This window comes from Kitasatospora putterlickiae, from assembly GCF_039527695.1.
In the GTDB taxonomy this organism is placed as follows: Bacteria; Actinomycetota; Actinomycetes; order Streptomycetales; family Streptomycetaceae; genus Kitasatospora; species Kitasatospora putterlickiae.
This window is the reverse complement of sequence record NZ_BAAAKJ010000080.1, coordinates 1,922-3,227: the sequence shown is the minus strand read 5'-3', so window position 1 is coordinate 3,227 and position 1,306 is coordinate 1,922. Positions and strand designations below refer to the sequence as shown.

1 protein-coding gene and 1 pseudogene are annotated in these 1,306 nt (G+C 75.5%); both read left to right on the top strand.

From position 1 onward, the window contains the following. Positions 1 to 1,035 (top strand): annotated as a pseudogene (locus tag ABD308_RS09180) (hypothetical protein); the annotation flags it as partial. A 48-nt stretch (positions 1,036 to 1,083) separates the two neighbouring features. After that, complete coding sequence (locus tag ABD308_RS09175; protein WP_030309148.1) at positions 1,084 to 1,263, top strand: DUF6104 family protein; 180 nt, start codon at positions 1,084 to 1,086, stop codon at positions 1,261 to 1,263. Positions 1,264 to 1,306 lie beyond the last annotated feature (43 nt).

Here is a 1,306-nt window from a genome sequence, read left to right as displayed (position 1 = left end):
CCGCCGACCGGCCCGTCCGCCACCGCGACGCCGCCGGCCGCACCGCCCGTCCACCAGGGCACCGCGCCGTCCTTCGGGCCGCCGCCGCCCGGGTTCGGCCCCGCCCAGCCGGACACCCCGCCGCCCGGCTTCGTCCCGCCGCCACTCGGCGCGTACGGCGCCGCGCAGACGCCCACCGAGGCCCCGACCGGCCCGCTGCTCGGCGCCCCGCCCACCGTCCAGCTGCGCCCGGAGCCGCCGTCCTACGACACCCCGCCGCCCGGTCCGGTGGTCACCGACCTCCCGGCGGGCGCGCCGGAGCCGGCCCGCAAGGGCGGTGTCTCCTGGAAGGTGCTGCTGACCGTCGCCCTGGTGATGGCGCTCGGCGGCACGGCCGGCGGCGTGGTGCTGATGTCCAAGCTCGACAAGGGCGACGACAAGCCGAACAGCGCCCAGGGCGACCCGGCGAACGCGCAGCCCGCCGCCCCGCCGGCCACCACCCCGGCCGCCACCACGCCCGCCGCCGCGGCCTCCACTCCGAGCGCCACCCCGAGCGCCACCTCGGTGCCGGTCAGCGCCGCGCCGGGCAAGCCCACCGCAAGCGGCGGGGTCACCGCCCCGGCCCGGCCGACCGGCTACCAGCCGGTGATCGAGAAGAAGCCGCTCTCCATCCCGGCCGCGGAGTACTCCAGCGAGGCCTACCGGATCGACCTCACGGCCGGCACCGTGGTACCGCGCGGCTCCGACCTGAAGTGGGGCCTCGGCCTCAGCCGGGAGTCCACCTCCAGCGGCAGCCGGGCCGACTCCTTCGAGAGCGTCGGCGACAACAAGTCCGACTTCGCGGTGATCACCGAGGCCGCCATCACCCCCGAGCAGTGCGCCATCGCGATCGACTCCCGGCCGGACACCGACCTGACCTTCAACCGGGTCACCCCGGGCCGGCTGCTCTGCATCCGCGACCGGGTCACCCGCAACATCGCCATCGCCGCCGTGGACGTCGCGGACCCCACCACCGGCGCCGCCAAGGTCACCCTGAACACCTACCGGGCGAGCTGAGCCGGTCTATCCTGACCAGGTCTTATCCCCACCCGACCGGAGCGACCCGTGTACTTCACCGACCGCGGCATCGAGGAACTGGAGAGCCGGCGCGGCGACGAGGAGGTCACCTTCGAGTGGCTGGCCGAGCGCCTGCGCGAGTTCGTCGACCTCAACCCGGACTTCGAGGTCCCGGTCGAGCGGCTGGCCACCTGGCTGGCGCGGCTCGACGACGAGGACGACGAGTGACCGGCTGACCCGGTGAACGGCCGTCGTCAGGGGCCGGAGGCAA